27 protein-coding genes and 1 riboswitch are annotated in these 26,424 nt (G+C 58.0%); of the genes, 14 read left to right on the top strand and 13 right to left on the bottom strand.

Annotated elements, in window-relative coordinates; genetic code table 11:
- Positions 1-30: 30 nt before the first annotated feature.
- The 4 genes from JHC09_RS13025 to JHC09_RS13010 form a co-directional block, all read right to left on the bottom strand.
- Positions 31-1,035, bottom strand: a complete 1,005-nt coding sequence (locus tag JHC09_RS13025) for an ABC transporter ATP-binding protein (RefSeq protein ID WP_169195717.1) — start codon at positions 1,033-1,035, stop codon at positions 31-33.
- Between the two features lie 14 nt (positions 1,036-1,049).
- Positions 1,050-1,895 (bottom strand): carbohydrate ABC transporter permease, encoded by an 846-nt coding sequence (locus tag JHC09_RS13020; RefSeq protein ID WP_199532266.1) that lies wholly within the window; start codon positions 1,893-1,895, stop codon positions 1,050-1,052.
- Complete coding sequence (locus JHC09_RS13015; RefSeq protein WP_169195718.1) at positions 1,895-2,875, bottom strand: sugar ABC transporter permease; 981 nt, start codon at positions 2,873-2,875, stop codon at positions 1,895-1,897. Before JHC09_RS13015 ends, JHC09_RS13020 begins: the two co-directional genes overlap by 1 nt.
- A gap of 73 nt (positions 2,876-2,948) precedes the next feature.
- Positions 2,949-4,208: an ABC transporter substrate-binding protein gene (locus JHC09_RS13010; RefSeq protein WP_199532265.1), complete on the bottom strand. Its 1,260-nt coding sequence runs from the start codon at positions 4,206-4,208 to the stop codon at positions 2,949-2,951.
- A gap of 451 nt (positions 4,209-4,659) precedes the next feature.
- Between JHC09_RS13010 and JHC09_RS13005 the strand changes: the two genes are divergently transcribed.
- From JHC09_RS13005 to JHC09_RS12980, 6 genes are all read left to right on the top strand, one after another.
- Positions 4,660-5,679 (top strand): substrate-binding domain-containing protein, encoded by a 1,020-nt coding sequence (locus JHC09_RS13005; RefSeq protein WP_199532264.1) that lies wholly within the window; start codon positions 4,660-4,662, stop codon positions 5,677-5,679.
- Positions 5,680-5,738: 59 nt separating this feature from the next.
- Entirely contained in the window at positions 5,739-6,572 is an 834-nt protein-coding gene (gene sseA / locus JHC09_RS13000) for a 3-mercaptopyruvate sulfurtransferase (RefSeq protein ID WP_349236548.1), read from the top strand.
- Positions 6,573-6,683: 111 nt separating this feature from the next.
- Positions 6,684-7,937: an efflux RND transporter periplasmic adaptor subunit gene (locus JHC09_RS12995; protein WP_199532263.1), complete on the top strand. Its 1,254-nt coding sequence runs from the start codon at positions 6,684-6,686 to the stop codon at positions 7,935-7,937.
- An 11-nt stretch (positions 7,938-7,948) separates the two neighbouring features.
- Positions 7,949-11,068, top strand: coding sequence for an efflux RND transporter permease subunit (locus JHC09_RS12990; protein WP_199532262.1), 3,120 nt, complete (start codon positions 7,949-7,951; stop codon positions 11,066-11,068).
- A gap of 60 nt (positions 11,069-11,128) precedes the next feature.
- Positions 11,129-11,971, top strand: coding sequence for an alpha/beta hydrolase (locus tag JHC09_RS12985; protein ID WP_199532261.1), 843 nt, complete (start codon positions 11,129-11,131; stop codon positions 11,969-11,971).
- Complete coding sequence (locus JHC09_RS12980; RefSeq protein ID WP_248309019.1) at positions 11,964-12,359, top strand: GFA family protein; 396 nt, start codon at positions 11,964-11,966, stop codon at positions 12,357-12,359. The genes JHC09_RS12985 and JHC09_RS12980 overlap by 8 nt, the downstream gene beginning before the upstream one ends.
- On the opposite strand, the gene JHC09_RS12975 is transcribed toward JHC09_RS12980, so the two are convergent.
- From JHC09_RS12975 to chvE, 4 genes are all read right to left on the bottom strand, one after another.
- Positions 12,356-13,036, bottom strand: a complete 681-nt coding sequence (locus JHC09_RS12975) for a DJ-1/PfpI family protein (protein WP_199532260.1) — start codon at positions 13,034-13,036, stop codon at positions 12,356-12,358. The genes JHC09_RS12980 and JHC09_RS12975 overlap by 4 nt on opposite strands.
- A 16-nt stretch (positions 13,037-13,052) precedes the next feature.
- A riboswitch (ZMP/ZTP riboswitch) is annotated at positions 13,053-13,132 on the bottom strand.
- Between the two features lie 367 nt (positions 13,133-13,499).
- Positions 13,500-14,774: a multiple monosaccharide ABC transporter permease gene (gene mmsB / locus JHC09_RS12970; RefSeq protein WP_169195727.1), complete on the bottom strand. Its 1,275-nt coding sequence runs from the start codon at positions 14,772-14,774 to the stop codon at positions 13,500-13,502.
- The gene (mmsA, locus tag JHC09_RS12965) at positions 14,771-16,303 is read right to left on the bottom strand and encodes a multiple monosaccharide ABC transporter ATP-binding protein (RefSeq protein ID WP_199532259.1); all 1,533 of its coding nucleotides are present in this window, start codon (positions 16,301-16,303) and stop codon (positions 14,771-14,773) included. Before mmsA ends, mmsB begins: the two co-directional genes overlap by 4 nt.
- Positions 16,304-16,454: 151 nt before the next feature.
- Positions 16,455-17,486 (bottom strand): multiple monosaccharide ABC transporter substrate-binding protein, encoded by a 1,032-nt coding sequence (chvE, locus tag JHC09_RS12960; protein WP_211198469.1) that lies wholly within the window; start codon positions 17,484-17,486, stop codon positions 16,455-16,457.
- A 451-nt stretch (positions 17,487-17,937) separates the two neighbouring features.
- On the opposite strand from chvE, the gene JHC09_RS12955 reads away from it, so the two are divergent.
- The 5 genes from JHC09_RS12955 (at position 17,938) to JHC09_RS12935 (ending at position 20,179) form a co-directional block, all read left to right on the top strand.
- Positions 17,938-18,711 carry a FadR/GntR family transcriptional regulator gene (locus JHC09_RS12955; RefSeq protein ID WP_199532258.1) on the top strand — a complete coding sequence of 258 codons (774 nt, stop codon included), beginning with the start codon at positions 17,938-17,940 and terminating at the stop codon, positions 18,709-18,711.
- Positions 18,712-18,838: 127 nt separating this feature from the next.
- Complete coding sequence (locus tag JHC09_RS12950) at positions 18,839-19,006, top strand: hypothetical protein (protein WP_169195732.1); 168 nt, start codon at positions 18,839-18,841, stop codon at positions 19,004-19,006.
- 36 nt (positions 19,007-19,042) lie between these two features.
- Positions 19,043-19,201 carry a DUF3309 family protein gene (locus JHC09_RS12945; RefSeq protein ID WP_169195733.1) on the top strand — a complete coding sequence of 53 codons (159 nt, stop codon included), beginning with the start codon at positions 19,043-19,045 and terminating at the stop codon, positions 19,199-19,201.
- Between the two features lie 193 nt (positions 19,202-19,394).
- Positions 19,395-19,751: a DUF883 family protein gene (locus JHC09_RS12940; RefSeq protein WP_169195734.1), complete on the top strand. Its 357-nt coding sequence runs from the start codon at positions 19,395-19,397 to the stop codon at positions 19,749-19,751.
- Between the two features lie 5 nt (positions 19,752-19,756).
- Positions 19,757-20,179, top strand: a complete 423-nt coding sequence (locus JHC09_RS12935; RefSeq protein ID WP_169195735.1) for a hypothetical protein — start codon at positions 19,757-19,759, stop codon at positions 20,177-20,179.
- A gap of 5 nt (positions 20,180-20,184) precedes the next feature.
- On the opposite strand, the gene JHC09_RS12930 is transcribed toward JHC09_RS12935, so the two are convergent.
- From JHC09_RS12930 to JHC09_RS12915, 4 genes are all read right to left on the bottom strand, one after another.
- Positions 20,185-21,090 (bottom strand): diacylglycerol kinase family protein, encoded by a 906-nt coding sequence (locus JHC09_RS12930; RefSeq protein WP_199532257.1) that lies wholly within the window; start codon positions 21,088-21,090, stop codon positions 20,185-20,187.
- A 1-nt stretch (position 21,091) separates the two neighbouring features.
- Entirely contained in the window at positions 21,092-22,456 is a 1,365-nt protein-coding gene (locus JHC09_RS12925) for a CHASE3 domain-containing protein (protein WP_199532256.1), read from the bottom strand.
- Between the two features lie 161 nt (positions 22,457-22,617).
- Positions 22,618-23,172, bottom strand: a complete 555-nt coding sequence (locus JHC09_RS12920; RefSeq protein ID WP_169195739.1) for an RNA polymerase sigma factor — start codon at positions 23,170-23,172, stop codon at positions 22,618-22,620.
- 4 nt (positions 23,173-23,176) lie between these two features.
- Positions 23,177-23,395: a NepR family anti-sigma factor gene (locus JHC09_RS12915; RefSeq protein ID WP_199532255.1), complete on the bottom strand. Its 219-nt coding sequence runs from the start codon at positions 23,393-23,395 to the stop codon at positions 23,177-23,179.
- A gap of 150 nt (positions 23,396-23,545) precedes the next feature.
- Between JHC09_RS12915 and JHC09_RS12910 the strand changes: the two genes are divergently transcribed.
- Together JHC09_RS12910 and JHC09_RS12905 are read left to right on the top strand one after the other, a co-directional pair.
- Entirely contained in the window at positions 23,546-24,340 is a 795-nt protein-coding gene (locus tag JHC09_RS12910) for a response regulator (RefSeq protein WP_199532254.1), read from the top strand.
- Between the two features lie 116 nt (positions 24,341-24,456).
- Positions 24,457-24,624, top strand: a complete 168-nt coding sequence (locus tag JHC09_RS12905; RefSeq protein WP_169195742.1) for a DUF1328 domain-containing protein — start codon at positions 24,457-24,459, stop codon at positions 24,622-24,624.
- A gap of 32 nt (positions 24,625-24,656) precedes the next feature.
- Here JHC09_RS12905 and JHC09_RS12900 read toward each other — a convergent pair whose 3' ends face one another.
- On the bottom strand, positions 24,657-25,391 hold the full coding sequence (locus JHC09_RS12900) for a YdcF family protein (protein WP_199532253.1): 735 nt from the start codon (positions 25,389-25,391) through the stop codon (positions 24,657-24,659).
- A gap of 211 nt (positions 25,392-25,602) precedes the next feature.
- Here JHC09_RS12900 and JHC09_RS12895 point away from each other — a divergent pair, with 211 nt between their 5' ends.
- Positions 25,603-26,400, top strand: a complete 798-nt coding sequence (locus JHC09_RS12895) for an amino acid ABC transporter ATP-binding protein (protein WP_199532252.1) — start codon at positions 25,603-25,605, stop codon at positions 26,398-26,400.
- Positions 26,401-26,424 lie beyond the last annotated feature (24 nt).

Below are 26,424 nucleotides of genomic sequence, written 5' to 3'. Positions count from 1 at the left end.
GATCTGTTCATGCGCCCTCAGGCGCAAACTTTAGCGAATGGGTTTTCCGGCCTCGTCGAACCGATGGATTTTCTCATTCAGAGGCGACACCCGAATGACATCGCCGCTGCGATATTCGCGCGCTTCATCCAAGCGCACGACCACGGGCTCTTCCTGCCCCATATCGAGATAGACATAGCTGTCCGAACCGAGGTTTTCGGTGTGGATCACCTTGCCTTCCCAAACGCCATCGGGCGACACGGTCATGTGCTCGCCACGAATGCCGACGGTGGTGCAATTATGCGCCGCAGCCTTATCGCCGGTGATGAAGTTCATCTTTGGCGATCCGATAAAGCCCGCGACGAACAGGCTGTTTGGCGTCTCGTAAAGCTCCATCGGCGTACCGACCTGCTCCACCAGACCATCCCGCAACACACAGATCCGGTCGGCCAGCGTCATCGCTTCCACCTGATCGTGCGTGACGTAGATCATCGTCACGTCGTTCATTTCTTCATGCAGCTTGGCGATCTCAATACGGGTCGCCACGCGCAGCGCCGCGTCGAGGTTCGAGAGCGGTTCGTCAAACAGGAACACCTTTGGGTCGCGCGTGATCGCACGGCCAATCGCCACACGCTGGCGCTGACCACCCGAAAGTTGCTTGGGCAGACGGTCGAGATACTGCCGGATCTGCAGCATGTCCGCTGCGCGTTCGACGCGCTTGCGAATGTCTTCCTTGCTCTTGCCCTTTTCGAGCGTCAGCCCGAAAGCCATGTTGTCGTAAACGGTCATATGCGGATAGAGCGCATAGGACTGGAACACCATGGCGATACCGCGCTTGGATGGTGCCAAAGCGTTCACCCGCTGCCCGTCAAACAGCATGTCGCCGGAGGTAATGTCCTCGAGCCCGCTGATGAGGCGCAACAGCGTGGACTTCCCGCACCCCGAAGGGCCGACGAAGACCATGAACTCGCCCTTTTTGATGTCGAGGTCGACGCCTTTGATCACCTCAACCGCGCCAAAGGCCTTACGGATATTGCGAAGCTCAATGCTTGCCATTTTCGACTTACTCCTTAGCCCTTGACGCCGCCGGCGGTGAGCCCGCTGACAATCTTGCGCTGGAAGATCAACACGAGCGCCACCAGCGGCACGGTTACAATCACCGAGGCTGCCATGATGATGCCCCATGGGATTTCATACTGAGACCCGCCCGACAGCATGGCGATAGCCACGGGAACCGTTCGGGTCTGGTTGCTGACGGTGAAGGTGAGTGCAAAGAGGAACTCGTTCCACGCCGCGATGAAGGCCAATAGGCCTGTCGTCACCAGCGCTGGCCACATCAGCGGCAGGAATACGCGGGTGATAATCACCCAAGGCGATGCCCCATCCACAATCGCTGCTTCTTCGATCTCGATGGGCAGGTCACGCATAAAGGTGGTCAGCACCCAGACGGTGAAGGGCAGCGTAAAGATGGTGTAGGAGAAAATCAGCGCCCAAGGGGTGTTGTAGATCCCCAAGGCACGGATCACCTCAAACAGGCCCGACAACACCGCAATTTGCGGGAACATCGAGACGGCCAGAATGCACATCAAAAGCAGGCCACGCCCCGCAAAGCGCACGCGGCTCAATGCGAAGGATGCCGTCACCGCCAGAAACAGCGCAAACACCACGGTCGTGGTCGCGATAAACACCGAGTTCAGCAGATTGCGTGGGAACGAGCCCTGGCTGAACACGGAGATGTAGTTATCGAGGCTGAACGAGGTCGGCCAATAATTGACGCGGTACAAGTCGGTGCCCGACTTAAAGCTCGTTAGAATGGCGTAGTAGAACGGGAACACCGCAGCCACCACAATCGCCACGACGAGTGCATAGAACAGCACCGTCTTGGTCAATTTCCAAAGGTTCAGTGAGCTATCCATTAGCGAGAACCTCCGTCAAAATTCACCTTGCCCAACCAGATGTAGAGAATGGTGAAGAGCGCGATGATGAGGAACAGCAGCGTCGATTGCGTCGAGCCTTCGGCGAAATTGTCGAACTGGAATAAGTTCTCCTGCGCCAAGACCGACATGGTCTTGGTGGCCTTGGAGTTCGGCGTCAGCACATAGATCAGATCGAAAATGCGCAGCGCATCGAGCACGCGGAAGATGATCGCCACCATCAGCGCCGGACGCACCAGCGGCAGCGTGATCTTGAAGAACTGCTTGACCGGATGCACGCCGTCGATTTCAGCAGCTTCATAGATGTCCTTGGGGATCATCTGCAGGCCCGCCAGAATGAGCAGCGCCATAAACGGCGTCGTCTTCCAGATATCAACGATCAGCACGGCCAGCATGGCGGTATCGGGCGATGCCGTCCAAGCCACTGGCCCGTCCAACAGGCCCAGCTTCATGCCGAGATCATTGAGAATGCCGAACTGATCGTTCAGCATCCAGCTCCACATACGGGCCGATACGATGGTCGGGATCGCCCATGGAATAAGCACGGCAGCGCGGACAAAACCGCGGCCTTTGAATTCAGCGTTGAGCACCAGCGCCACGATCATGCCGAGCACGGTTTCCCAAAGCACGGACCAGAACGCGAAGCGCACGGTGTTCCAAACGGCGTTCCACCAATCGGGGTCGGCCAAAACGCCACGATACAGCACACGGCCGCTCTCAAGCGTGCGGATTTGCAGATAGTTCGCAAACCCAACCCACTGAGCGTCACCAATGCTGTTGAGCTTGGCATCTGTAAAAGAAAAATAGATAGACCGAAGCAATGGCCACCCTGCCACGACCGCTAGGGCGATCAACATTGGCAGAAGGAACAGTCGAGCAGCACGCACGCGCTGCTGCATCAGTTCGGATTTGTTGTGGGCCGCGCCTCTGGGCATCTGCGAAGAAACCGCCTCAGTCGTCATCAGCCTTCCCCCATGGTTCAAGGCAGAGGAGGTGCGGACATAGGTGCCCGCACCCTAACTTCATCCGAAGCGCTTACTTAGCGAGCAGATCGGTCAGGTCGATTTCGAGAACTTCAAGGTTCTCGGCAGCCGAACCATTGCCCGAGAGCGTGTTGTGGACTGCACTCCAGAACAGCGACGAGGCTTCGTTGTAAGAGGCTTGGGTTGGTGCGGAAGGACGCGGAACAGCGTTCTTGAAGATTTCTTCCCAAGCAGCCATGAACGGCGCTGCTGCCAAGACGTCAGCATCCTTGTAGAGGGTCTGAACGGTCGGCAGATTGTTCTGGCTGATCGCACGACGCTTCTGGGAGCCTTCAGAAGCGAGGAACAGCGCCAATTCGGTCGCTGCATCGACTTCCTTGGAATACTTGGAAACCGCGAAGTTCCAGCCACCCAGTGTACCCGATGCCTTAGCGCCTGGGCCTTCACCCGCAGGAAGCGGAGCTACGTCGAACTTGCCCTTAACAGGCGCGTCGGCCGAGTTGCTCAGCGCATAGGCATATGGCCAGTTGCGCATGAACACCGAGTTGCCCAGCTGCCAGACACCACGAGCTTCTTCTTCGCCATAAGCGAGAACGCCTTCTGGTGCGATGGTGCCGATCCAGCTTGCAGCTTCTTCAAGCGCCGCTACAGCCTGCTCGTTATTGATCGAGATGGTGCCGTCAGCTTCGATGATCTGGCCACCGCCGTAAGCGTTAACCCACTCGAGAGCGTTACAGGTCAGGCCTTCATAGGCGTTCGCCTGGAAGACATAGCCCCACATGTCCTTGTTACCTTCGGCGCGCTCAGCATCCATGATCGCCTTAGCGGTCTGGTGCAGCTCAACCCAAGTCTTTGGAACTTCCTTGCCGTGCTTTTCCAGCAGGTCCTTGCGGTAGAACAGTGCTGGCGCGTCGGTAAAGCCTGGGACGGCAACCAATTTGCCATTCACGGTCTGCGATTCAATCACGGACGGGAAGTGAACGCCAACAACGTCCTTGGCAGCTTCGGTCAGGTCAACGAGCTGATCGGCCAGCTGCGGCGCCCAGATAACGTCGGTCTGGTATACGTCGATGTCTGCGTTGCCCGCAGCAAGCCACAGACGGTACTGACCAAACTGGTCACTGGTCGAAGAAGGCATTGGGACGATGGTCACGTCATGGCCGCTTTCGGCCTTGAACAGATCCAGTTCCGACTGCAGGAACTGCAGGCCGGTGCCGGTGTCGCCCGAAACGATAGCGAGGGACGCCGCGTTTGCAGCACCAACCATCGTCACACTCGCCAGCAATCCGGCGATAAGGGTCTTTAGATTCATTCGGAGTCCTCCCGAGAGAATATAAATGGGGGAGACAAAGACAGTCAGCCGCACTCCAGCCGTACTGCTTTTCCTCCCAAAGCGACTTTGCTGTTACCTGTTTCCGGTAGCGTCTTTCAAAGCGCTTTGGACGAGAAGGAACCAGACGGCCCGAAAACTGTCAAGCAAGACTTAACACATTTTCCAGCACGCATTCTTGAGCGTTACTTTTCCTCCAAGAAGATCATGCACTTAAATCCGCAGTATTCAGCCACCCATCCAACCTGAGGTACGAACCGCAATCTGCTCCGATCGGTTTCAAACACCATCTTGCGCAGAAATTTGAAATCGCTTTGAATGGAATCTGAGGAGAAGCGCGGAGTCCCTATCAAAGGGAGCCCGCCTGCTTTAGAGCCAAGGTACACAATCAGCACTCAGCTGAGACACCGACGCGTTCGAAGCGAACCACGCCATGAGACTAAAAGATCTGGCCGAGCACCTGGGCCTTTCGCAGACCACAGTGAGCCGCGCCCTAAATGGCTATCCCGAAGTCAATGAGGAAACGCGCAAGCGCGTGTCCGAAGCGGCTGATCGCTTGGGCTATCGTCCCAATGCCAGCGCTCTTCGCCTGGCGACGGGCCGCAGTGGCGCGGTTGGGCTCGTCACCTCAGCCTCCGAAATCCTCGGTCCCCATATGTCGGAGTTCATCTCCGGCGTCGGCAGCGTGGTCACCAATCGCGACCAAGATATTCTCGTGACTGTGGTCAACAGTCTTGAGGAAGAAATGGCGGCCTATCGACGTTTGGCAGCCAGCAAAAAGGTCGATGCGGTCATCCTGCACTCGCCCACCACCCACGATAAGCGCGCCAAGCTGCTCATGGAACTAGGCCTGCCCTTCGTGCTCCACGGCCGCACCGACATCGGCAAGCCCATCGCCTATCTCGACATCGACAATCAGGGGGCCACCGAACGCGCCACCACCCATTTGCTCGATCTCGGCCACACGCGCATCGCCCTGCTCAATGGCTTCAAGGGACAGACCTTTGCCGAGCACCGCGAGCTGGGCTACCGGATGGCGCTGAAGGCCCGCAGCATTCCCTGCGACCCGAACATGGTCGTCAACACCCCGTTCACCGACGAATTGGGCTTCCGCATCGCCCAATCAATGCTCGCAGCCCCAAATCCGCCAACGGCGTTCCTGCCCGGCTCGATGATGACCGCGCTCGGCGTCTTCCGCGCCATTCGTCAGGCTGGCCTGACCTTGGGCAAAGACGTGTCCATCATCGCCCATGATGACGTTTTCCCCTATCTCAACGCCGACAACATGTACCCCAGCATGTCGACAACCCGCTCCCCCATTCGTCAGGCCGGCATTCGCATTGCCGAGCTGATCAGCCAAATTCTGGCGGGCAAATCGCCAGCCGATCTGCATGAGATTTGGCCCGTTGAACTCGTCTTGCGCGAAAGCTCCGGCCCTGCTCCGATGCGGTAACGCTCTTGTCGGCAGTCCGGCTTCCGCGCTACCACACGACAAAAGACTTGGAGCGTGCTGTGCAGACACCATTTGTCACCACCGATTGGCTTTCGGCTCATTTGGAAGACGACAATCTCGTCATCGTTGATGCCAGCTGGCACATGCCCAATCTCGCCCGTGATCCCCGCACCGAGTTTCGCGAAGGCCACATCCCCGGCGCGGTGTTCTTCGACATCGACGCCATTTCCGACACATCCACCGATCTGCCGCACATGCTGCCAACGCCGGAAGCTTTTGCCCAAGCGGTCGGCGCACTAGGCATTAGCGAAACCAGCCAGATCCTCATCTACGACGAAACCGGCCTGTTCAGCGCCCCGCGCGCTTGGTGGACGTTCAAAATTTTTGGCGCTCAAAACGTCGCCATGCTTGAAGGCGGCGGCCCAAAGTGGCGCAGCGAGCAACGACCGACCCAAACCGGCGACCAATCGCCTGAGCCCACCATTTTCACGCCCAGCTTCACCCCCGAAGCCGTGGTTGATTTCGACACAGTTCTCGCGCGCCTAACCGACAAAAAGGCGCAAATCCTCGATGCGCGCCCTGCCCCGCGCTTTAACGCCGAAGTCCCCGAACCGCGCGCTGGCCTGCGCAGCGGCCATATGCCGGGCGCGATCAACGTGCCCGTCGGCACCCTCAGCGAAGCCGGGCAGTTGCGCTCTGAGACGGAGCTCAAGGCCCTTTTTGCCGAACGCGGCATTGACCTTAATCGCCCGATCATCACCACCTGCGGCTCCGGCATCACCGCCGCCGTGCTGTCCTTGGCCCTGCAACGCGCCGGCGCAAAATCAGTGGCGATCTACGATGGTTCATGGACCGAATGGGGTGGCCGCCCAGACGCGCCGATTGAGCCCTAAAAGGTCCATCCGGACTTTTTCGAGCACCTTACAACATTGTAATGCCCAATAACCCAGCGTCACTGCTAGGGTTGGGCACAATTTTGTCTACCTTACCGACCGAGGTTTTCGTTGATCCGTCAGCTTCTCGCATCTTTTGTTGTTCTCGTGATTGCGGGACTGGCATGGCTTTACTTCATCCCCGGCGCTCCGGCGACGCTAACCCAGCTCGGCATCACCCTGCCCTTTGGCCCGCAGGCCAGTGCTGAACCAGCGCCCGCTGGTGGCGCTCCGGTCGCACAAGGCGGCCCGCGCCCCGGTGGTCCTGGTGGTCCCGGCGCCCGCGCCCGCACCACCAATGTCGTCACCACCCCGGTCACAATGGCGACCATCAACGACACCCTTCAGGCCATTGGTGAAGGCACACCGTCCCGCTCGGTCACGGTCATTTCCCCGGCCGCTGGCACGCTCGCTGAAGTGCTCGTGCGCGCCGGACAAACGGTCAAAGCCGGCGACGTCATCGCCCGCATCGATTCTGCCGCCGAGCAGATCGAGTTTGACCGCGCCACCCTCACCGCCGCCGATGCCAAGGCAACGCTCGATCGCACAACAGGTCTTGCGACCACCAATGTTGTCTCCGGCACCGCCCTCACCGCCGCGCAGCTTGCCGCCAACAATGCCGAATTGGCGCTGCGCACCGCCAAGCTCAACCTCGACCGCCGCACCATCACCTCCCCCATTGATGGCACGCTCGGCCTCATCCGCGTTACGCCCGGCAATTACGTCACCGCCCAGACCCAAGTCACCACCGTCGATGACACCGGCTCCATCCTCATCGATTTCTGGGTCCCCGAACGCTACGCCGATCAGCTGACCGCCGACATGCCGGTTTCCGTCACCGCAGTCGCGCTTCCCGGCCAAGTCTTCACTGGCGAAATCGCTGCGATCGACAGCCGCATCGACGCCGCCAGCCGCACCCTGCAAGTGCAGGCTGAAATCCCCAACACCGACGGCATTTTGCGCGCTGGCATGAGCTTCTCGGTCGCTGTCGCCTTCCCCGGCGAGACCTATCCAGCCGTCAATCCTTTGGCGCTCCTGTGGTCCGCTGAAGGCTCTTACGTCTGGACGCTCGAAGACGGCGCGGCCAAAAAAGTCATGGCCCAGATCGTCCAGCGCAATAGCGATGGCGTGCTGGTGCGTGGCGACCTCAAGCAAGGCGACCCGATCATCACCGAGGGCATTTTGCAGCTCGCCGAAGGCGCTCGCGTCACCGTGCTCGATGGTCCAGGCGCCGAAGAGCGCCCTGCGCCGCCCGCCGATGGCCAAAGCCCAGCAAATGGCGCAAACTCGGCCGAACGCCCAAGCGGCACCCGCCCGAGCAACTAAGGAGGGACGCCATGTCGATCGAGAAAAAGAATGAACGAGGAGGCGCACTCGCCACCCTCTTCGTCAAGCGTCCCGTCTTGGCCATCGTCATCAACGCCCTCATCGTCGTGGCGGGCCTCGCCGCCCTGCTCGGCATTGAAGTGCGTGAACTGCCGCGCGTCGAGCAGCCGGTTCTCTCCATTTCCACCAGCTTCCCCGGCGCTGCCGCCGAAACGGTCGACCGTGAAATCACCGCCATTGTCGAAGGCGCTGTCGCCCGCGTCCAGGGCGTCACCTCGATCTCCTCGTCTTCCTCAGTCGGCCAGAGCCGCGTCACTCTCGAGTTCTCCGAGAGCACCAATCTCGACACCGCCACGTCCGACGTGCGCGACGCTCTCTCCCGCGCCGTCCGCAACCTGCCCGACGACGCCAACGAGCCAACCATCTTTAAGGCCGATAGCGACGCACAGGCCGTCATTCAGCTCGCCGTCACCTCCGACAATCTGACCACCGCTGAACTCTCGACAATCGTGGATGACATCATCTCCGAGCGCCTCGCCGCCGTTGATGGCGTGGCCGAAGTCCAGATCTACGGCACCCGCACCTCCAGCTTTGAAATCGACGTCGATCCGATCAAGCTCGCCAGCCGCGGCCTCACCGTTGCCGACGTCCGCGCCGCCGTCTCGACCATCGCCATCGACACCCCTGCGGGCTCGATCAATGGCCCGAACCAGAACATCGCCGTTCGCGCCATTTCCGAAGTCACCAGCCCCGCGGATTTTGAAAAGCTCCCCGTCGGCAACAACAAAACCCTGCTCGGCGATGTCGCCACCGTGGTTTTTGATGCTGCCGCCAGCACGTCCTCCATTCGCGCCGATGGTCGTCCCGGCATTGGTCTGGGCATCGTCCGTCAGGCCCAATCCAACGCCATCACCATTTCCGAAGGCGTCCACGCCGCCGTTGAAACTCTCAACGAAACCCTGCCTGCTGGCGTCACCGTCAAAATCTCCAGCGACGAGGCCGTCTTCATCAAGGGCGCGCTGCACGAAGTTGAAATCGCCCTCATCGTCGCGCTGGTGGTGGTGATCATCATCATCTTCCTCTTCCTCTTGGATTGGCGCGCCACCATCGTACCCGCCATTTCCATGCCCATCGCCCTTCTCGGCGCTGTTGCGGGCATGTATGCGGCAGGCTTCTCGCTCAACATCCTGACCCTGCTCGCCCTCGTGCTTGCCACGGGTCTGGTGGTCGACGATTCCATCGTCGTTCTCGAAAACATCGTTCGTCGCAAACACATGGGCGCGGGCCCCCGCGCCGCCGCCGTGCTCGGCACGCAGGAAGTGTTCTTCGCCGTTGTCGCGACCACCCTCACCCTAGCCGCCGTGTTTGTGCCCCTGTCCTTCCTCGATGGTCAGACCGGACGCCTCTTCCGCGAGTTCGGCTTCACCCTCGCCATCGCCGTTCTGCTCTCCTCTGTGGTGGCGCTCACCATGGGGCCGATGGTGGCCTCGCGCCTCCTCAAATCCACCGAGCACAAATCCCACGGCGCTGTCGGCAAGCTCGGCAGCATGCTTGCAGGCTTTTATCGCCGCTCGCTGCGCATGGCGCTCAACAACCCGCTGGTTGTCATCGTCATTGCTCTGCTCTTTGCTGGCGCATCGATTTTCGTCTTCTCCGGCCTTCGTCAGGAAATTACCCCGCCTGAAGACCGCTCGATGATTTCGGTCAACGTCTCAGCGCCCAACACCGCCAGCCTTGATTTCGTCCGCACCCGCTTGGGTCAGGTCGAAGCCATGCTCACCCCCTATCTCGACAGCGGCGAAGCCACCTCGCTCTTCGTATTGTCAGGGTGGGGCAATGGCGGCTTCATGACCCTCACCCTTGCCGATTGGAAAGATCGCGAACGTAACCAGGCCGAGATCGCCACAGAAATCAACGCGCTCCTCGCGCAGGTTCCCGGCGTTCGTGGTGGCATTCGTCAGGGCAATAGTCTTGGCATTCGCGGCGGCGGTTCCGGCCTGCAATTTGCTGTGGCCGGTTCCGACTATGCCGAACTGGCAGCCACGGCCCAGACCATTTCCAAAGCTCTTGAGGAAGATGGTCGTTTCGGCCGCGTCACCGTCGGCTATGACACCACCCAGCCTCAGCTGACCCTCACTATCGATCGTCAGCGCGCCGATGCCTTGGGCATCGACATCAATGGCCTCGCCGCCACCATGCAGGCGATGATCGACGGCTCCGAAGTCGGCTCGATCTTCATCAACGACACCTCCTATTCGGTGCGCATGGTCTCGACCACCAATCCGGTCAATGACCCCAAGGATCTCGAATCCCTCTTCGTCAAAACCGGAGACGGGCGTTTCGTCCCGATCTCAACCATCGCCACTATCACCGAAGCACCGGTTCCCCCTTCGCTTCGCCGCGAAGAACAGCGCCGCGCAGTCAACGTCACCGCCAGCCTTGAAGATGGTCTTGCGATGGGCGACGCCTATGCCGAGCTCCAGCGCATCGCCACCCCGCTTCTCGAAAACGGCCAGTCGATCCTCCCGATGGCAGAAGCCAAAACCTTGGGTCAGGCGAACAACGCTCTCGCCCTCACCTTCGGCTTTGCGCTGATCATCATCCTTCTGGTGCTGGCCGCGCAGTTTGAAAGCTTCTGGAGCGCCATCATCGTCATGACCACCGTGCCGCTCGGGGTCGCTGCTGGCATCTACTCCATTCAGCTCACTGGCGGCTCGTCGAACATCTTCGCACAGATCGGTCTGGTGCTGATTGTCGGCATCATGGCGAAAAACGGCATTCTTATTGTCGAGTTCGCCAATCAGCTGCGAGATCGTGGCATGTCGGTCAACGAGGCGATCGAAGAAGCCTCCAACATCCGCCTGCGCCCCGTTCTCATGACCATGATCGCCACCATTTTGGGCGGCGTTCCTTTGGTCGTGGCCACTGGTGCTGGTGCCGAAGCCCGTGCGGCCTTGGGTTGGGTCATCGTCGGCGGCCTCTCCATTGCGTCGGTCGCCACGCTTTACCTCACCCCAGTCGCCTATAAGCTTCTCGCGCGCTTCTCCAAGCCAAAGGTTGAAGAAGAGGCCCGTCTTGAGCGCGAACTTGATGAAGCCAATGACCTGCCGGAGCCCACTCCGGCAGAGTAACCCTTCTTGCCTTAGGGGCGTTTATGGGCAACCGTAGACGCCCCAAAGCAAGGAGGCCGCATGCAATCCGTCCAAAACGGCGCCATCACGCTCGAAACTGAAAGTTTCGGGTCTCCCGACCATCCGGCCATCCTGCTGGTCATGGGCGCCACCACCTCCAAGCTCGGCTGGCCCGAAGCACTGTGTGAAGCGCTGGCGGCCTCCGGTCATTACGTCATCCGCTTTGACCACCGCGACACCGGTCGCTCCACATCCCGCCCCTTCGGCACCACCGCCGACACAGTCGAAGACCTCGTCACCGACGTCCTCGCCATCGCCCACGCTTATAAGCTCACGCGCTATCATCTCGTCGGCATGTCCTTGGGCGGTTTCATCACCCAGATGATCGCCACCGAGCCCCCGCCCGAGCTCGCTTCCATCACCCTCATCGCCGCCGAGCCTCTTGGCTGGGACGGAGCCGAACTTCCCACCCTGCCACCTGAATTCTTTGCCCATTTCGGCGGCCTTGCAGACCTCGACTGGTCCAACCGGGAAGACGTCATCGCCTTCCTTGTCGAAATCCAGCGCCTCTCAACCGGCAAAGCCCCTTTCGATCCAGCGCTCGCCCGCGCCGATGTCGAGCGCCTCCTCGATTACGCGCCGTCCGTGCCCTCCATGTTCAACCACGCCAGCCTCACCACGGCGCGTGATTGGACCGGAGCCTATAAGCGCATCGCCGTCCCCACGCTGGTCATTCACGGCAAGCTTGATCCGCTCCTCCCCCTCCCCAACGGCGAAGCCCTCGCCCATCACATCCCCCACGCCAAACTCACCGTTCTGGCCAACACCGGCCACGAACTCCCCGCCCACGCCTTCCCAACCCTCCTCACCGCCCTCACCACCCACGTACGTGAAAATGGCTGAAGCACCCATGCACAAAGGCTCCTGCCTCTGCGGCGCTATCCAGTTTTCGGTCTCAGCGCCGCTCGCCCCGCCCACCGCCTGCCACTGCATTCAGTGCCGCAAGCAGACAGGGCATTTTGAGGCAGGAACCGATGTGCCCAAATCCGCCCTCAGCCTCACGGGCGAGGAGAATTTGCGCTGGTACCACTCCTCGGAAAAAGTCCGTCGCGGCTTTTGCGGCACCTGCGGTTCCGCCCTGTTCTTTGATCCCGTCCATCTCGGATGGATCGGCATCTTCATGGGTACCTTCGACGGCCCTACCCACACCAAATTGGCGCAACACATCTTCACCGCCGAAAAAGGCGACTACTACGACATCACCGACGGCCTCCCGCAAAACCAACACTAACGCGCCCAAAGCCGCGCCCCGGCCTTGCGCGCGGCCTCTTCGCGTCGCTGCTGAAATGGCGCCGCACTTTCAATGATCGCCTCAACGTCCGCTCTCCGCGCTGTCTTTGGCGAACCTCCGGACAGGGGCGGCGCGGGATCATATTCCATGCCGAGTTGGATAATGCGCGCGCGGTCCTCGCCAAACACCCGCGCCACAAACGCCAGAGCGAAGTCGATCCCCGATGTTACACCCGCGCCGGTAATGCGATTGCGGTCAATCAAGACACGCTCCGCCACCGGCTCAGCGCCCATCAGCGCCAGCTGATCCAGTGACAGCCAATGGCACGTTGCTCGATAGCCCGCGAGCAGGCCGGCCGCCGCCAAGACCAATGACCCCGTGCAAACCGAGGTGACATATTGCGCTGTCTCCGCGCGCTCGCGCAGAAACGCCAACACCGTATCGTCATCCATCAGCGCCAATTGTCCGGGCCCGCCGGGCACAAACAACACATCGGTGCGCTGACAATCGGCGAAAGTCGCGGTCGGCGTCAGCGTCAGTCCAGAGCCGCACCGCAGCGGCTCCAAATCTTTCCAAACGAGATCAATGGTGACGCCCGGAACGCGTGCAAAAACTTCAAATGGTCCAGTCAGATCGAGCTGGGTCAGTCCGGGGTAAATGAGCATAGTGATATGCATGGCAAATCCTCCTCCAAAGATTTGCCCAGGCGAACGGCGTTTCCCGGTCGCGCTCCCTGATGGTGCTCCATCTTTTCGCCAGTCACGCAACGGCTTCAGAGTTGCACCATCCCAACCGCTCTGCAAACAAAAACTGCCTGTGCGTCCGTCGCGCATCGCCACTCTCGGCGATACCAACCTATCCCCTCGCTCCGTGCAGCCCCTATTCTGGTCCCCGCGCCACTGCAGCAACACCAGCGCCCATTACCCCTCCTCAAAGTCACGCCCGAAACGAGCTTGTCATCACTCATCTTTCGGCACGAACGCATGCCACTCGAGCCTCTTTGCGCCCACTTGCCGCCCAGCCACGTGCCCAAAAGTGCCAGCCAAAAGCCACATCGGGGCCAATGGACGCCACAACCAAAAACTCAACAAAAAACCGGGACTTTCGCCCCGGTTTCTAACGCTTCGCCGCCAGCTAAAATCAGGCCGAGCGATTCTTGTTGTAGAGATCGAAGAACACCGCTGCGAGCAGCACCACGCCCTTGATCATCTGCTGCCAATCGATGTTCACGCCCATGATCGACATGCCGTTATTCATCACACCCATGATGAAAGCACCGATCACCGCGCCCGCCACCTGACCGACACCGCCCAGCGCCGAAGCGCCCCCGATGAACACCGCCGCGATCACGTCGAGCTCCAGCCCCTGCCCCGCCTTCGGCGTCGCCGAGTTGAGACGCGCAGCATAGATCATGCCGGCCAGAGCGGCCAAAGCGCCCATGATTGCAAAGATATAGAAGGTGGTGCGTTCGGTCTTGATGCCCGAAAGCGCTGCGGCTTTGAGGTTGCCGCCAATCGCATAAATGCGACGACCAAAGGTCAACTTCTTGGTCAGGAACACAAAGCCCGCGATCAGGATACCCATAACGACGAGCACGTTTGGCAGGCCGCGATAGGACGCCAGCATATAGGCGAAGAACAGCACCAGCGCCGCGATCACCACATTCTTGATGATGAAGAGGCTAAAGGGTTCAACCACATAGCCGCGCGCAATGCGACGCGACCGCGTACGCAGGCTGAAGAACATCATCGCCACAATCGCCACAATCGCGATCACCATAGTGGTGGTGTGAAGCACAACCGGCTTACCGTTCTCGGCGATAAATGGCGTGGTCAAAGGGCCGATAAGATCAGGGATAAAACCGGCCGACAGCATCTGGAATTCTGCAGGGAACGGACCAACCGACTTACCCGCGAGAATGGCCAGCGACAGGCCCTTAAAGATCAGCATGCCCGCCAGCGTCACGATAAATGCCGGAACGCGGTGATAGGCGATAATATAGCCCTGTGCTGCGCCGATAGCGGCGCCCACGACCAGACAGATCGCCCCGGCCACAATCGGGTTCGCCAGGAATGCCAACTCTGGCGGGAACTTCCATCCCACCATCAGCATCGCCGCCAAAGCCCCGACAAAACCTGAGACTGAGCCGACCGAAAGATCGATATGGCCTGCGACGATCACCAGCAACATGCCCAGCGCCATCACGATGATATAGCTGTTCTGCAGGATAATATTGGTCAAATTCACCGGCTTAAACAGAACGCCATTGGTGAAATATTGGAAGAAAAGCATGATCAGGATCAGCGCCAGCAGCAGGCCGTAATCCCGCATATTGGCCTTCAATGCTCCGACGAGGGTCAGCTCTTGGCCCTGTGCAGGCGCTGCAGCTCCAGTTGGTGCGGTGTCTGTGGTCATGATGCTTTTCCTTCGGCGCGCACGATAGAGCGCATGATCTTTTCTTGGCTGGCGTCGCTGGTCGGCATTTCTCCAACGATGCGGCCTTCATTCATCACGTAGAGGCGGTCCGTGATCCCCAGCAGTTCGGACATTTCCGAGGAAATCACGAGGATAGCTTTCCCCTGTGACGCCAGCTGGTTGATAATGGTGTAGATTTCATATTTCGCGCCCACGTCGATGCCGCGGGTCGGCTCATCCAAAATCAGCACGTCTGGATTGGCAAAAAGCCATTTGGACAGCACAACCTTCTGCTGGTTGCCGCCCGAAAGATTACCCGTCACCTGATAGACGCTTGAAGAGCGGATATTGGTTTTCTTGCGATAGTCATTGGCCGCATCCAGCTCGGCCAGATCGTCAATCACCCCGAGGCGAGAAACGCCCGCCAAATTGGCAATCGTGGTGTTGTTCTTGATATGGTCGATGAGGTTCAGACCATAGGTTTTGCGGTCTTCCGTGGCATAGGCGATGCCGCTGGCAATCGCGCGACCAACGGTTGAAATATCAATAGGCTGGCCGTTCTTGGTCACCTGCCCGGAGATCTTCTGCCCCCAGGACTTACCAAAGAGGCTCATGGCAAATTCGGTACGGCCCGACCCCATCAAGCCTGCAATACCAACGACCTCACCCTTGCGCAGAGTGATGTTGACGTCCTTGATAACGTGCCGATCCCGATGTTGTGGGTGATAGGCATTCCAGTTTTTAACTTCCAGAATAACCTCACCAGCATGGGTCTGGCGGGCTGGATAGCGATCTTCCAGTGAGCGGCCCACCATGGAGGTGATGATCCGGTCCTCGGTAATATCCTGCGTATCCATCGTCTCAATGGTCTTGCCGTCGCGAATAACCGTTACCCGGTCCGCCACGCGCGAAATCTCATTGAGTTTGTGGCTGATGATAATGGAGGTGATATTCTGCTTTTTAAATTCCAGCAGCAGATCGAGAAGTGCTTGGCTGTCTTTTTCCGAGAGGGACGCTGTCGGCTCGTCAAGGATCAGAAGCTGCACGCGCTTGGACAGGGCCTTGGCAATTTCCACCAGCTGCTGCTTGCCCACGCCGATATTGGTGATCAGCGTATCCGGGTCTTCCGATAGGCCGACCATGCCAAGCAGTTTACGCGCGCCATCGCGGGTTTCGTCCCAGTCGATAACGCCGCCCTTGGCCACTTCATTGCCGAGGAAAATATTCTCTGCGATGGACAGAAGGGGCACCAGAGCAAGCTCTTGGTGGATGATTACAATGCCCTTGTGTTCACTGTCGCGGATGGACCGGAATTGCTGCTCCTGCCCCTGATAGATGATTTGGCCTTCGTATGAGCCATGCGGATAGACCCCGCTCAAAACCTTCATCAGGGTGGATTTACCGGCCCCATTTTCCCCGCAGATGGCGTGAATTTCGCCTTCACGAACGTCCAGATTGACGTCCTGTAGCGCCTTCACACCCGGGAATGTCTTGGTGATGCTGCGCATCTCCAGAATAGTTTTGGTCATGCTGACCCTATGATTTAGAGCCACAGCGCCCCGCCAGACGCCAGTGCTGTCCCAAGTCATATGGCGGGGCCCTAAGGCTCCGCCTCTCTTCGCTCGCTCACAAGGATCGAAAAGGCCCGGACAACGCCGGGCCTTTCCATCCGTTTAAAGCTTACTGGAGTTCTTCGGCCTTGATGTAACCGGAAGCGATAACGCGTTCTTCGTAGTTGTTCGCGTCAACTTCGTATGGGGTCAGCAGGATCGAAGGCACAACCTTGACGCCGTTGTCATAGGTGGTGGTGTCGAGGCCGGTTGGCTCGCTGCCGCCGATAACGGTGTCGAGCAGCTGCGCGGTGTACTGAGCTAGTTCGCGGGTGTCCTTGAAAATGGTCGAGTACTGTTCGCCAGCGATGATCGCCTTAACCGAAGGAACTTCAGCGTCCTGACCGGTAACAATTGGCCACTTCAGGTCGCCAGAGCCATAGCCAACGCCACGGAGCGAGGAAATGATACCGCGCGACAGACCATCGTATGGTGCCAGTACGCCGTGTACGATCGAACCATCGGAGTAGTTAGCCGACAGGATGTTGTCCATGCGAGCCTGTGCAACAGCACCGTCCCAACGCAGGGTACCAACAACGTCCATGCCCTGCTGGCCGGACTTTACGACAACGTCACCGCTGTCGATCAGTGGCTGCAGAACAGACATTGCGCCGTCGTAGAAGAAGAAGGCGTTGTTGTCGTCTGGCGAGCCGCCGAACAGTTCAACGTTCCAAGGCTTCTGGTCTGCAAAGCGTTCTTCGAGGCCCTTTACCAGGCTGTTTGCCTGCAAAACACCAACCTGGAAGTTGTCGAAAGTGGTGTAGTAGTCGACATTGCCGCTTTCGCGGATCAGACGGTCATAGGCAACAACCTTGACGCCCTGATCAGCAGCCTGCTGCAGAACAGCGGAAAGCGTGGTGCCGTCGATCGAAGCGATAACCAGAGCGTCGACGCCCTTGGTGACCATGTTTTCGATCTGCGCGAGCTGGTTCGGGATATCGTCTTCTGCGTACTGCAGATCGACGGTGTAGCCCATGCCTTCAAGCGCACCCTTGAGTTCATTGCCGTCCGAGATCCAGCGCAAAGACGACTGGGTCGGCATAGCGATACCAACCGAGCCCTTGTCCTGAGCGAAAACGCCCGACAGCGCAGTGGTCGACAGAACAGCAGCACCAACGAGTGCCAGAATTGAGTTACGAACCTTCACGTCTCGACTCCCTAATTTTCGAGATGACTGTTTATGGTCACGACTTAGGAGCCGGATGATTTCTGGCGCAGCTTTGCCGGCTCCTCGCCATGCAAAAGCATCTCGCGCGCCAGTCAGCGCGCAAACGGGGGCCTGCGTCCAACGCAAACCACGGTGCCAATGAATTCCTCCGGTGCAGGCGACATGCGCCTGTTGAGCCCTCCCCTGCTCATGGCCGAAAAGCTAGTGCAATCTGATAGCTTCTGTAAAGTCCCCACACGTGTTTCAGAATATTTTTTCGAACCCAGAAGAAAATTGGACTGCTTGCTTGATCAGAAAAAATTCTCAGACTAACGTCCGGGCTCTGCCGCGGACCTAGTCAAATTATACGGTAGTGAGGATGTAAAACACATCAAAGGTATCTGATATGTTTGATAGTAATGCGCCATCACCCTTATCCAGCGATGGCACTATCAGCGCCGCAGATTCGGTCGCTCGCGATCTGGCAGACATGATCCTGACACAGATGGCGCCCGGCGCGAGCCTGCCCAGCGAAGCCGAGTTAGCAACACGTTATGGCGTGTCGCGCCTCACCATCCGCGAGGCCGTCAAACTCCTGGCTGGTCGCGGCCTCTTGGACTTGGCGCGGGGCCGGCGCGCGGTTGTGCGCGAGCCTGATGGATCGGTCTTCGCTGATTTCCTCACAGCCATATTGCACAATGATAGCAAGGGGCTTTTCGACCTCGTCGAGGTGCGTTTCTCGCTAGAAATGCAATCCGCCACTCTTGCTGCCAAGCGCGTTAATCGCGCCGGGCTGACCGCGATCGAAACCACTTTGGAGCGCATGCGCCATTCTGCGGCCTCCGATAGTCCAGAAGCAGAAGCCGACTTTCACAATGCAGATATTGCCTTTCACGAGGCCATTGCCCTCGCCAGCGGCAATCGCGTTTTAGGCTATCTGTTCGAGGCCATGTCCGGCCCCCTGCGCAATGGCGTTCGCATCAGCGGTCACGGCCAAGCCGCGCGCGGCCACACGATCCAAGACACGATAAATGCCCACCAGCTCATTCTCGACGCCATTCGATCCGGCAATGGGCGCGCGGCCGGTGAAGCCATGCGTGTCCATCTCAAGGACACCGAATCCGACATCCGCGCCGCGCTTGCCAGCATGACCAATCTACGCCCCACGCAAGCTAGTTAGGCCCAGCCGATAGGTGCAAAGCACCGGAAACATGAGCGGAACTAATTTCGCTATGTCTCGTTCTCCCTGCAGCCCCGATGACTGCAGCCGTCTTGTACCCCACAAGCCGGTTTATGGAGATACGATCATGCAGAATATCGAACTCAAATCCCTCGAAGATGCTGGTCGCACCACTGCAGTCTGGTCTTCCGATATTTCGGAGAAACCATCCCGCCTTGAAAGCGTTGCCTTCGCGCTTCTTCCGGCGTCGCTCATCCTAGTCGTCGCCGCGATTTTGCTGGTCGCGCTGCTCTAGGGTCAGAGCTGCGTTCGCGCCACTCAGGAGGATTTTATGACACTCGGCACCATACTTCTTATCATTCTTATCTTGCTGCTAGTCGGCGCACTGCCCAATTGGGGCTATTCGCGCAACTTTGGCTATTTCCCGTCCGGCATTTTGGGCGTGATTTTGGTCGTCGTGATCATCCTGCTGCTGATGGGACGGATTTAGATAAGAACACCCAAAAACGGGCAGACTTCCCTCAGGCTCTTGAGCCCGCCCGTTGCAAGACGGCATTGCCCCCGCCCGTCTTGCCCATGATCCCGGCGACCTAACGGTCTTGCCGGGATCATTCTTTATTGGCCCCTTCGGAACTCAGACCCAGCATTCGCGTTTAGTACACACACATAGTGGAGTATTTTTTATGGCAAGTTCAGACGTCACCACCGCAGCAGCCAAGGCGAAAAGCACAACGCGCGAAGCAGAACTGGAGCTTCAGATTTCACAACTGCGCGAAGACATTAAGTCGATCACGGACACTGTTGGAAAACTCGCAAACAGCAAGACCGAAGAGGCCAAGGGCAAGCTGAACGAAGTTAAAGACGCTGCGGCCAATGAACTTGAACACCTCAAGGCCAAGGGTCAGGACCTGATCGGCGAGGCCCAGGGTCAGGCTGAGCAGTATGAAAAGCAGCTCAAGGACACCATTCGTGAAAAGCCACTGACCTCGGTTGCGACTGCAGTGGGTATTGGCTTCGTCCTCGCCCTTCTGACACGGTAAGCCTTATGGGTCTGATAGCGCCCCTCGCGGCGCTACTCGGCTTAGAGGTAGAGAACATTGCCGACAAGGCAAAGGCGGCAGCCATCGTTTATGGACTGCTGGGCCTGTTCTCGACCATTGCTATCGTCTTCCTGCTTGTCGCAGCCTATCTGGCACTTGCTGATCTTTTTAGCCCGGTGATCGCCGCGCTCCTGCTCGCTGGCCTATTTGTCTTGCTTGCAGTGGCGCTATTCCTCGGCGCTCAGATTGGAAAGAACCAACAAAAGCGCAAGGTCGCTCAGCGTCGTCGGTCCAGTGAAACCGGCGCCTTCATCACCACAGCAGCGCTCACTGCTGTTCCGATGATCCTGCGCGCACCAATGGCGGCTAAGCTTGCACTGCCTGCTGCTATTATCGGTGCCCTAGCTCTGCTCCGGAACCGAGAGTAACCGTCTCAAACCACTGTTGCTGGCTGAACAATTGCCAGTGACAGTGGTTTCAATTCGAGCACCACCCTCTCTTCCAGCGGTATCAATTCCCCATCGATCACGGCGAAAACGCCGCGTTTGCGCTTGGGAAAAGTGAGCACCACCTTGCGCGCCTCGATCTCGGTGACCGATGGGTTGTCTCGCCATTGGCCGGTCACGATATCTTTAACGAGACCCAACAGCGCATTGGATGTCAGTGCACCAGCCACGTAGACGCCGAGCTTGCCGCTATCGAGCCGCGCTGCCACGGGCAACCCACCGGCTGCGACAGGATTGTTGGAGACGGCCACGCCAGAGCTATGCTGAGTCAACAAGCCCTGCGCCGTTTCAATTTCGACTGCAAAGCGGGGCGGGTTCACCGTGGTGGAAAGCACAGCGCGCAGGCTCGCCAGCATTTTGCCGATCCGGCCATGATAGGTCATTGAATTCCGGATCCGTACCAGCCGCGCATGAACGCCGACACCAAACTGAAAAACGAACGGTCGCCCATTGGCCGTTGCGACGTCGACATGGGCTATGCGCCCCGCAGCCAAGGCGTTGATCGCCGCCGTCAGGTCCATCGGCCCACCAATGGCGCGCGCGAACATGTTCATTGTCCCGGCTGGCAAAACACCCAACGGCTTGCCGCAGTGATAGGCCACAGCTGCGGCAACAGAGATCGTCCCATCGCCGCCACCGGCAATAATGCCGTCCACCCCATCATCCTCTGCGGCCGCCTGCAACGCCGCCTCGACCTCATTGCCACAAACCTGCACACACTCAAGCCTATGCCCTTCCGCCTCAAAACTGGTCGTCGCCAGCGCGGTGAAAGCGTCAAGGTCAGTAGTTTTCAGCGTTCCACCATCCCGATTGAGGATCATACGGAAGCGCAATCTAGGCCTCGTGCCCGTGGAGCAGCTGCCCCAGCTGCGGCATGGTTATACGCACGATTAGACCACCGGTATCGCGGCGTATGTACTTCGGTTCCCCACCAAACTGATTGGAGAGCTGTTTGACGATAACCGACCCAAGCCCCTCATCGCTCGTTTCATTTTGAAGCCCCGCGCCATTGTCCTCAACGTCAAGAACGGCAATCCCATCATCACCCTTGTAAAGCTTGACGATGATGGCCCCGTTCTGGCCATTGGGAAACGCATGCTTGAGCGCATTGGTAATCAATTCGCCCACGAGAATACCTAAGGTCGTTGCATCTCGCGCACCAACCTCGATGGGTTCAATTTCAGCGGAAATGCTGACACGCCCACTGTCCGCTTGGGTGTCGGCGATATCCTCGACAACAGCGCCCAAAAACTCAGCCGCACTCGTGGTTTCAAGATCATCCCCCAGTCGCAAACGCCTATGTGCGGAAGCGATGGCGTGGACGCGTTGACGCGCTGCCTCAAGCGCAGTCTTCACCTTATCGGAGCTAGAGCGCATTGCCTGCAAAGCGAGGAGAGACGAGACCGTTGCCAAGGAATTGCCGATACGATGGTTCATATCCTGCAGAAGCGTCTCGACGCGTTCCCGTTCCTTTTCAGCAAGGGTTTTCGCCTCTTCGATAACCTTTGTTCGTTCAGCAACCTCGGATTCGAGCAATTCGTTCTGCGATTTCAGGCCATGCCGTTCCATCGCCAAGAGGCTCACCTGGCGCTGCGTGCGCGCCAGTAACGAATAGGCCAACACCACGGAAGCGAACACTGCGGCGATCATCGCGAAAGCGGATAGGCTTCTTGTCTGACGGATCGCCTCGTTTCTCTGTGCGAGCTTTTCGTCTTCTTCGGCCACAAAGTCCGCCAGCGTCTGAGTGACTTCACTCATCAACCGCGCACCGAGCCCAGTCTCCAAGAGATTGAGCGCTTGCCCGCCTTCATTCAGCCGCGCGAGTTCGACAACCCGCTGCATCTCGGCGAGCTTACCCACGAAAGAACCTGTAATGCCTTCAAGCCGCGCGTGTTGGGCGCGGTCGTCTTCTGTCATGGTCAGTAGAGTGTCGGCATCGTCACTGATGCCTGCGATAGCGGATTGATAAGCCTGATAAAATTGCTCATCGCCGGTCAGCAGATAGCCACGCTGGTTCGCTTCCGCCTCAACAAGCGATTGGCTCAATTGGCTAGCAGATGTCCGCACAGCGAAGGTCTTGGTGACATCTTCAAGCTGACGTTCGAAGCCACGCAGCAAAAGCAGTGACGTCACAACGCCCAAGCACACCAAGGCCAAAGACGACCATATGGCGACCCTGCGCATTTGCGGGCGCAACATGGGTCTCGTCTCTGCCGACTTGGTTTCCATCGTCAAAGGCCCCGATCCGATATTCAAATACACCGCCCCGTCCAAGGCCGACATCAAGACGGCCTTGCATCATATCAATGGCAGTATTGAGGCTCAGGGCAACAGAGATGGCAATAGGGGCACCACTCCCCCTAGAACGAGTGGTTTCCCGATGTCACCTGTGCCGAAACAGCATCGGGACCATAGTCCGACTCGCCGCTGACTTTGAGAATATCGGTGAGACGCGAGCGTGCTCTAGATACGCGGCTCTTCATGGTTCCCACCGCGCAATCACAGATTGCTGCCGCCTCTTCGTAAGAGAAACCCGAAGCGCCAATCAGAATAACAGCTTCACGCTGATCATCTGGCAGCTGCGCCAATGCCTTCTTGAAATCCTCAAGATCCATGGAGCCATACTGCGAGGGATGCACCGATAGTCGTTCGGTAAAAGCACCGTCGCTATCTTGCACCTCGCGGCCACGCTTACGCATCTGGCTATAAAATTCATTGCGAAGAATGGTGAATAGCCATGCCTTGATATTGGTACCCATCTCAAAGCTGGACTGCTTCGCCCAGGCTTTCATAACGGTATCCTGCACCAGATCATCAGCCTTGTCGTGCTTGCCGGTCAAAGACACAGCAAACGCGCGAAGACTAGGCAAGGTCGCCAGCATTTCTCTCTTAAACGACGGAGTCTCGGCTGCCATGTGGTTACTCCCCACCCGTTGGGCCACTAGCAGCTTGAGCCCTTTCGGCCTCATCAAGTTTTTCTAGTAAATCTAGAAGTTGGTCAGGAACGCCCTCGTCCTGCACCGCCCCATAAAGCGCACGCAAACGCGAACCAATATCGGAATTCGGCCCCAACCCGTCGTCTACCCGCCCCTCATGCTTACGCATGTTCGGCTGAGTCACACGATTATCCTTTGTCATTCACCTGACCGTTCAGTCTTGCACTACTCTATTTAACAGTTACCAATGCACACATAAGGCAAAAGTTCCAGTACATCGGAACTTTCCTTTATCGTGGTCGTTAAGGATAAAGTGCAAGCTTGCACAAGCGTCACTGGGGAGCTCTTTTCTATGTCACTTTCTATGCGGATTGCGCCGCACCTGCCCTACCTCCGTCGTTTTTCGCGCGCAGTGACTGGCTCACAAACTTCTGGCGACGCCTATGTCGCCGCTACTCTAGAAACTCTGATTGCCGATATTACCCTATTTCCAGAAGCGTCTAGCGATCGCATAGCGATCTACAAACTCTTCTCGGCCTTGTTCTCCTCCTCTGCCATTACGATCCCATCGCCTGTTTCCAGTTTCATTTGGGAGCAGCGTGCGGCGTCTAACCTTGCCAATTTGGCCCCGCGCCCGCGCCAGGCATTTTTGCTGGTTGCAGTCGAAGGTTTCACCAATGATCAGGCTGCAGAAATTCTTGATGTGAGCGCTGAAGAGTTCACAGTTCTCCTGCGCGAAGCCTCGACCGACATCTCCCGTCAGGTCGCGACCGAAATTATGATCATTGAAGATGAACCGCTCATCGCAATGGACATTGAGCAGATGGTCGAAAGCCTCGGCCATAAGGTCGTCAGCATTGCCCGCACCCACAAAGAAGCTGTGGCGATGTTCAATGACACCAAGCCACGCATGATCCTAGCCGACATTCAACTTGCTGACGGAAGCTCGGGCATTGATGCGGTAAACGACATTCTCAACGCTGCGTCCGTGCCGGTCATTTTCATCACAGCCTTTCCCGAACGACTGCTCACAGGTGAACGTCCGGAGCCAACCTTCCTCGTCACCAAGCCGTTCAACCCAGACATGGTCAAGGCTTTGATCAGTCAGGCCCTATTCTTTGACGAAGGTTCCCGAGCGGCAGCATAAACTGCAAAATCAAATCTAAAGCAGAAGGCCGGTTCATACCGGCCTTTTTCTTTGTCGAACGGAACTCGCAGAGCGGCGGAACAGTTTATATTTCAATTCAAACTTTGGAGATTGAGATGCTGTACTACGCTCTCGTATTCCTCGTTATCGCTCTTATCGCTGGCGTGCTCGGCTTCGGCGGCATTGCAGGCGCCTCTGCGGGCATCGCGCAGATTCTGTTCTTCCTGTTCTTGGCCTTCCTCGTCATATCGCTGGTCATCGGCCTGATGCGCCGTAAAACCTAATCTCAGAAGGCGGTGCTCCGGCACCGCTTTTTTTATTGCCTTGGCGCAGGCAGCATATCCCCAATTCTTCCTGTAACCTTGTAGGCCACAAGGCCAATCCATTCGCGCATGGCAACGGTAAGAACCTCAAGGTTGAGGAGCGGATTTGCCAGGTCCAACCCAAAACTCTCATTGCCCGGACTTCTATAGTCGGTCGGCCAGGCCAGCACCTCTATGCCTTCCGCACGAAACAGCCCGATAGACCGCGGCATATGAAAGGCTGACGTCACCAGCGCGATGCTCCGGCTATTCTTGAGCTGATCTGCGGTGAACGCAGCGTTTTCCGCCGTGTTCCGGGACTCACCTTCTAAAGTAAGGCGCGATCGATCAATTCCGAGCTGAACGAATAGGCGTTCGGCCGATTCCGCCTCTGTTTCGGTTTCGGCTACAATTAGCCCGGACCCGCCGCTAAAGACGATCTGAGCTTGAGGGAAACGCTGTGCCAGGGTCACAGCTTCGACAAACCGATCCCCAGCGCTATTCAGCTCCGTAACGCCGCGCGCCGCGCTGATCCGCCCATAGGTTGAGCCACCCAAAACAAGAATTGTATCGAGGCCGCCCGGAAGCACCGCACGCTCGAATCTATTTTCCAGCGGCGCAATTAAAACCGCGCCAAAGTTGGAGAAACCTGCAAGCAGTGTGAAGACAATCGCCGAGGCGATAAAGCTGATGGCCATACGTCGCTTGCGGAAGAAGGTGCCGATCATCGCTGCGACTAAGAGTATCAAAATAATGCTTAATGGCTGAGCGATGAGCCAAAAAATCTTCGATAGCAGGAAGAACAACGCTACCCCCGATCTACACCCTCTTTGGGTAAAGAACCCTTTTTCACTTGCTATCTCACCGACTTCTGGTTTTCTACCAAATGGTCAAGATTGCGTGCCTCAAAAATAGCGATCACCGGTCAGCAGGAAGGCTCTTTCGAGGGCTAAGGTCAGTATGAGTCAAGCCGAACCCGTTGTGAACGGGGCAAATGCCGTTGTCGAACTGCGGAATATCCATAAGTCCTTTGGTGAGCTTGAGGTCTTAAAAGGCGTTTCGTTCACCGCGAATGAAGGTCAGGTCATCTCGTTGATCGGCTCGTCCGGCTCTGGCAAATCGACGCTTCTGCGCTGCATCAATATGCTTGAAGTGCCCAATCAAGGTGACGTTTCCATTGGTGGTGAAGTCATTTCACTGGTGGGCAACGGCCATGCGCGCCGTATCGGCGATGAAAATCAGATCCGTCGCATCCGCTCGGAACTGGGCATGGTATTCCAGTCCTTCAATCTCTGGGCGCACATGACTGTTCTTGAGAACGTCATGGAAGCCCCTTTGATCGTTCAAAAACGCCAGCGCGCCGAAGTGGAAGCAGAGGCTCGCGCCATGCTCGACAAGGTGGGCATCGGTGCGAAGGCGGACGCTTATCCATCCCAGCTATCGGGCGGCCAGCAACAACGCGCTGCAATTGCGCGCGCACTGTGCATCAACCCACGCGTCATGCTGTTTGACGAACCCACCTCTGCTCTCGATCCAGAGTTGGGTGTTGAAGTGCTACGCGTGATCAAGCTTCTCGCTGACGAGGGGCGCACCATGATCCTTGTGACCCACGATATGGATTTTGCGCGGTCGGTTTCCGACCATGTTATCTTCCTGCATCAAGGGCTTATCGAGGAAGAGGGAACACCTGATCAGGTGTTTGGTGCAACCAAGTCGGCGCGTCTTAAACAATTCCTCAACGCAGCAAACCACGACTGACGAGGATTGGCCTTAAGGCAAATA

The sequence above is a fragment of the Devosia sp. MC532 genome (genome assembly GCF_016461625.1).
Taxonomy (GTDB): Bacteria; Pseudomonadota; Alphaproteobacteria; order Rhizobiales; family Devosiaceae; genus Devosia.
This window is presented reverse-complemented; position numbering and strand designations above follow the sequence as displayed.

Excerpts from the sequence above, each read along its gene's own strand:
- JHC09_RS12915 (WP_199532255.1), bottom strand. The coding sequence starts at position 23,395 with ATGACAAAGGATAATCGTGTGACTCAGCCGAACATGCGTAAGCATGAG.
- JHC09_RS12985 (WP_199532261.1), top strand. The coding sequence starts at position 11,129 with ATGCAATCCGTCCAAAACGGCGCCATCACGCTCGAAACTGAAAGTTTC.
- JHC09_RS12935 (WP_169195735.1), top strand. The coding sequence starts at position 19,757 with ATGGGTCTGATAGCGCCCCTCGCGGCGCTACTCGGCTTAGAGGTAGAG.
- JHC09_RS12940 (WP_169195734.1), top strand. The coding sequence starts at position 19,395 with ATGGCAAGTTCAGACGTCACCACCGCAGCAGCCAAGGCGAAAAGCACA.
- JHC09_RS12910 (WP_199532254.1), top strand. The coding sequence starts at position 23,546 with ATGTCACTTTCTATGCGGATTGCGCCGCACCTGCCCTACCTCCGTCGT.
- JHC09_RS12990 (WP_199532262.1), top strand. The coding sequence starts at position 7,949 with ATGTCGATCGAGAAAAAGAATGAACGAGGAGGCGCACTCGCCACCCTC.
- JHC09_RS12945 (WP_169195733.1), top strand. The coding sequence starts at position 19,043 with ATGACACTCGGCACCATACTTCTTATCATTCTTATCTTGCTGCTAGTC.
- JHC09_RS13010 (WP_199532265.1), bottom strand. The coding sequence starts at position 4,208 with ATGAATCTAAAGACCCTTATCGCCGGATTGCTGGCGAGTGTGACGATG.
- JHC09_RS13015 (WP_169195718.1), bottom strand. The coding sequence starts at position 2,875 with ATGACGACTGAGGCGGTTTCTTCGCAGATGCCCAGAGGCGCGGCCCAC.
- JHC09_RS12925 (WP_199532256.1), bottom strand. The coding sequence starts at position 22,456 with ATGTTGCGCCCGCAAATGCGCAGGGTCGCCATATGGTCGTCTTTGGCC.
- JHC09_RS13025 (WP_169195717.1), bottom strand. The coding sequence starts at position 1,035 with ATGGCAAGCATTGAGCTTCGCAATATCCGTAAGGCCTTTGGCGCGGTT.
- JHC09_RS13005 (WP_199532264.1), top strand. The coding sequence starts at position 4,660 with ATGAGACTAAAAGATCTGGCCGAGCACCTGGGCCTTTCGCAGACCACA.
- JHC09_RS12980 (WP_248309019.1), top strand. The coding sequence starts at position 11,964 with ATGGCTGAAGCACCCATGCACAAAGGCTCCTGCCTCTGCGGCGCTATC.
- JHC09_RS12895 (WP_199532252.1), top strand. The coding sequence starts at position 25,603 with ATGAGTCAAGCCGAACCCGTTGTGAACGGGGCAAATGCCGTTGTCGAA.
- mmsB (WP_169195727.1), bottom strand. The coding sequence starts at position 14,774 with ATGACCACAGACACCGCACCAACTGGAGCTGCAGCGCCTGCACAGGGC.
- JHC09_RS12955 (WP_199532258.1), top strand. The coding sequence starts at position 17,938 with ATGTTTGATAGTAATGCGCCATCACCCTTATCCAGCGATGGCACTATC.
- JHC09_RS12905 (WP_169195742.1), top strand. The coding sequence starts at position 24,457 with ATGCTGTACTACGCTCTCGTATTCCTCGTTATCGCTCTTATCGCTGGC.
- JHC09_RS12920 (WP_169195739.1), bottom strand. The coding sequence starts at position 23,172 with ATGGCAGCCGAGACTCCGTCGTTTAAGAGAGAAATGCTGGCGACCTTG.
- mmsA (WP_199532259.1), bottom strand. The coding sequence starts at position 16,303 with ATGACCAAAACTATTCTGGAGATGCGCAGCATCACCAAGACATTCCCG.
- JHC09_RS12975 (WP_199532260.1), bottom strand. The coding sequence starts at position 13,036 with ATGCATATCACTATGCTCATTTACCCCGGACTGACCCAGCTCGATCTG.
- JHC09_RS12950 (WP_169195732.1), top strand. The coding sequence starts at position 18,839 with ATGCAGAATATCGAACTCAAATCCCTCGAAGATGCTGGTCGCACCACT.
- JHC09_RS13020 (WP_199532266.1), bottom strand. The coding sequence starts at position 1,895 with ATGGATAGCTCACTGAACCTTTGGAAATTGACCAAGACGGTGCTGTTC.